The sequence below is a fragment of the Dapis hubbardiae BLCC-M172 genome (assembly GCF_050016015.1).
Classification (GTDB): Bacteria; Cyanobacteriota; Cyanobacteriia; order Cyanobacteriales; family Microcoleaceae; genus Trichodesmium.
The window spans coordinates 68,537-72,794 of the sequence record NZ_JBNHEQ010000298.1 but is presented as its reverse complement, the minus strand read 5'-3'; the positions used below and the strand labels follow the sequence as shown (position 1 = coordinate 72,794).

The window sequence follows — 4,258 nt, the reverse complement described above, 5'->3', positions numbered from 1 at the left end:
CCAATACACAGTTGTAAGATTTTATCGTAGGGGTTTGGTCTCCAAACTATAGTCAGAATAATGGGATTTGAAAACCAAATCCCTACAATTTTTCTCACATCTCATTCCTGATTGCTATATAACTAATACTTGCACATATTTGTAGTCTAAAATTCCTGGTAAAAAAATGAAAAAATTCTTAGAGTTAACTCTTTTAACAGCTGCATTCACTGGTTTATACACAATAAATTTTCCTCTAGTGTTAAATAGTTCGATGTCTTTTTTACGTCTGGTTAATGCTGCTGAAAAAGATGGCAATATTCAGACAAAATATCTTACCAAAAATCAGGATAATGACAAAAGAAAATCTGATGGTAAAAAGTTAATTAATCCCTTAGTTTCTATTTCGGACAAATCATTAAATTTACGTCTAATTCAATTTTCCGATACCACTTTAAAATCCCTAGATTTATCTAGTAATCCTTTCTCAAAATCATCTACTTTATCAAAGCTAAATGTTTCAAAAGAATTCCCAGTAGGTCCGTCTCAACCTCCCACAAGACCATTAATTGAGATTCACTTAAATAAAAGTGGTAGAGAAAAAGGAGTTAATAAACTACCTCCATCAAATATTCAAGAAGACCCTAAATTTAAACCAGTGATGGAGTATGCCATAAAACAGAATCTTGCTGAAGGTTCTATGGCAGAAATTATGCAGGCGATCGCTGATTATTTTATTGGTACTCCCTACAAAGCTGGATTATTAGACCAATCAAATCAAGAATCTTTAGTTATTACTTTGGATGGATTTGATTGTGTATTATTTGTGGAAACTGTCTTGGCAATGGCTAGAGGAATAGCAATGGAAGATTATTCTTATTTAACCTTTATTAATAACATTAGAAACCAGCGTTATTGGAAAGGTAAAATGGATGGATATTGCAGCCGTTTACATTATTTTTCTGAATGGATTGCTGATAATCAAAGACGGGGAAATGTTAGAGATATTGGTGTTGAATTAGGTGGTGAAAGAGTAAAAAAACAATTATTTTTTATGAGCAAAAATAGATGGAATTATCCACAAATTGCTAGTAATGATGCGAATTATCAGTGCATTGTTAGTATGGAAGATAATATTAGTAAACTGAAAATAAACTACATTCCATACTATAAAATTAGGAGTATTTATGGTCAACTAAAACCAGGAGATATTATTGCCGTAGCGACAGAAATTAATGGACTAGATGTTACTCATACTGGCTTAGTTTATCGTAATTCTGATGGTAATATTGGTTTTATTCATGCTTCTCCTGCGGGAAAAGTCACGGTTGCTTATGATTTAGAAAGATATATTTGGAATGTGGAAAGTGCCATTGGTATTTTAGTAGCAAGACCAGTCGATCCAAGATAAGTTATAATTTAGAATTCAGAATTTATAATTTAGAATTACCTTTTCTGATAAAAAAGAGGATTGGTTCATTAATTGATAATTGATAATTACCTCTCCCTTTTAGGGAGAGGATTGACAAGCTAAGGAAAAAATTTATTTTTTTCCCCTTTCAAGGGGAGGCTTTTAAGCTCAATTATTTAGTTAATAATTATTAATTATTAATTACTCAGTAAAAGGATTTTTTTCTTTTTTGTCCATCAATGGAGAGGACTTTATACCCTAATTTTTCGGTAAATATAAAATAAAAAAAAAGGGGAAAGGATAGAGATAATATAATGTTATCATCTCCACAATGTTAAGGATGTGTATATATTATGGCCGCTGATATTATTGACTATCAAATAAAAGGAGAATCTCTACAATTAGTAGAAATTGAACTTGACCCTGAAGAAGGAGTTAGAGCAGAAGCAGGAGCAATGACCTATATGGAACAAGGCATTGAAATGCAAACTACTACTGGTGGTGGTGCTTGGAAAGGTTTTAAGCGAATGTTGACTGGATCAAGTTTTATGATTACCACTTTTTTCAATCAAGGTACAGGTAAAGCTAAAGTTGCTTTTGCTGCTCCCTATCCCGGGCAAGTTATTACTTTGAATTTAACAGAATTAGGAGGAGAATTTTTATGTCAATCTAGTTCTTTTCTCTGCGCTGCTAATGGTATTGATATTGAAATTGCTTTTACTAAAAAGGTAGGTGCTGGTTTTTTCGGTGGAGAAGGTTTTATCCTACAAAAATTACAGGGAAATGGTTTAGCTTTTGTTCATGCAGGAGGAACAATAATTGAAAAAAATCTGGCTGCGGGTGAAGAATTGCGGGTAGACACTGGTGCAGTAGTTGGCTTTTCTACTTCTGTTCAATATGACATTCAAAAGGTGGGTGGTTTGAAAGATATGTTATTTAGTGGAGAGGGTTTATTTTTAACTAAATTAACAGGTCCTGGTTTAGTTTATCTCCAAAGTTTACCTCTCTCAACTATGGCACGAAAAATTGTTGCTGCTGCACCTGTTCAGCAGTCAATTTCTTAGAAAAGAGGGAGTAGGAAGTAGTAGGGGAAAATAATTGATTTTATTTTTTCTTATTTGAAAAAAATAATGCTTTACTTGAGTAATTAACAGGCAGAATTACCTTTTTAATAATTATTCATGTTTTGAATACTCCTGTACAGAACTTGTATGCAACTTCCTTACTGCCTATTCCCTACTCCCTACTCCCTACTCCCTAATTACATAATTTCACTACGAGAAGTTTTAGCTTTTCTGTCAGGATTAGGTGTTAATTCTGATGGCAATAACTCAACAGCACCCCACTTGTTCAACATATCTCTTAGTAAAATTTCTTGTTGATTTCTTAATTGATTTACACTCACTCCTTTATTCAGAATTGTAAACCAAACAATTCCCTTTTCTTTTGTTGGCAAAGCACCTGCTAAAGCACTAACATAATCTAAGGTTCCCGACTTAACTACAGCAAAATTTGGAAGTTGTTTCCGTTCTTCTAAAATACCTTTATTTTTGCCAACTATAACAAACACATCTGCCACACTCATATTGTATTGCTGAAGATATTTATCAATTGCTAGAAACATTCCCGTAGCTGCGCGAGGAGAAATACGATTTTCCTCCCCTAAACCAGAACCATTAATTAATTGAATTTCCTCTTTTGGTACTCCCGTAAATTCAGCAGCTTTTGTGGCAACTACTTGATAACCTCCCACAGCTTCAGCTAACATATCTGCCATTAAATTATTGCTATATTGATTCATTTTCTTTACCAGTTCAGCTAGGGGAAAAGAATAATGTCTAATTAATAGTTTGGTATTTTCAGAAGTAGTGGGAGAAACTTCTACAATACCATCAATTATTACTTGAGGTTTTGGCGTTCCTGGAGGTAAAGTTTGATATTGATTTAAAGCTTCTCCCGACCAAATTTGACTATTCAATCCTTGTTTAAGAAAATTACCAGCAGTCTGAGGATTAGATTCAAAGTTCATGTAAAATTTACCAGTAATAATTAGATTGCCAGTAACTCTTTGAATGCCTATTTTATTTAATAAATTGCCAATAGCGATCCCTTCTTCCCAAACAAATAATGGATCTTCTCCTCCTTGAATGACTAAATCTCCATTTAAGACACCATTTTCAATTTCTCCTGTTGTAGAAATTAAGGTAATAAATTGATGGTTGGGATTGAAAGTTTTTAAGGCAACTAAAGAGGTTGCAACTTTAGTAATAGATGCTGCGGGTAAAGGAATTGTACCTTGATGATTTGCTAATAAAGTATCGTTTGATTGTATCCAAATTCCTTGATTTTGTTGGGAAAATCCTTGATTTGCTAATGTATTGAGATATGTTTGTACTTGAGTAGAAGCTATTTTTTCGGGATTATTTGGAGGTAATGTTAAAGGTTTTTCGGGGATTTTTATTGATATTTGTGATGCTTCTGGGGAAGGAGTTGCTTCTGGAGTAGGAGATGTTATTTCCGGTTCAGGAGATTGACATCCAATTAGACATAAGGAAATACAGAGAGTAGTTATAGATAGTTTTTTTGGCGTTAGTTTCATCTGGAGAAATTACCTTTTAATAATCGAATTTGGTACCATTCATTATTATAATCAAGGGTTTGCTTTAGGTTGAACAACTGTCATTGCGACGATAGGAAGCAATCTCAGGGGTTTCGCGAGATTGCTATCCGTTCCGGAATGCTCCGCAAACCTTACACTCCCTTCCAGTCGCAATAACTTGGGTATAGTAACCCGGACTTGATAAAAGGAGTTAGAAGTCAGAAGTTACTTGAAAGTATTACATAGATTCATTGTAGGGGCGAATGGCA

At 33.7% G+C, this 4,258-nt stretch carries 3 protein-coding genes; 2 read left to right on the top strand and 1 reads right to left on the bottom strand.

Annotated elements, in window-relative coordinates; all coding sequences use genetic code 11:
• The first annotated feature begins 166 nt into the window (after positions 1 to 166).
• Entirely contained in the window at positions 167 to 1,390 is a 1,224-nt protein-coding gene (locus ACP6PK_RS28100) for a DUF1460 domain-containing protein (protein ID WP_426564639.1), read from the top strand.
• A gap of 353 nt (positions 1,391 to 1,743) precedes the next feature.
• Positions 1,744 to 2,454, top strand: a complete 711-nt coding sequence (locus tag ACP6PK_RS28095; protein WP_094672271.1) for a TIGR00266 family protein — start codon at positions 1,744 to 1,746, stop codon at positions 2,452 to 2,454.
• Positions 2,455 to 2,651: 197 nt separating this feature from the next.
• On the opposite strand, the gene ACP6PK_RS28090 is transcribed toward ACP6PK_RS28095, so the two are convergent.
• Complete coding sequence (locus ACP6PK_RS28090) at positions 2,652 to 3,989, bottom strand: D-alanyl-D-alanine carboxypeptidase (protein WP_426564637.1); 1,338 nt, start codon at positions 3,987 to 3,989, stop codon at positions 2,652 to 2,654.
• Positions 3,990 to 4,258 lie beyond the last annotated feature (269 nt).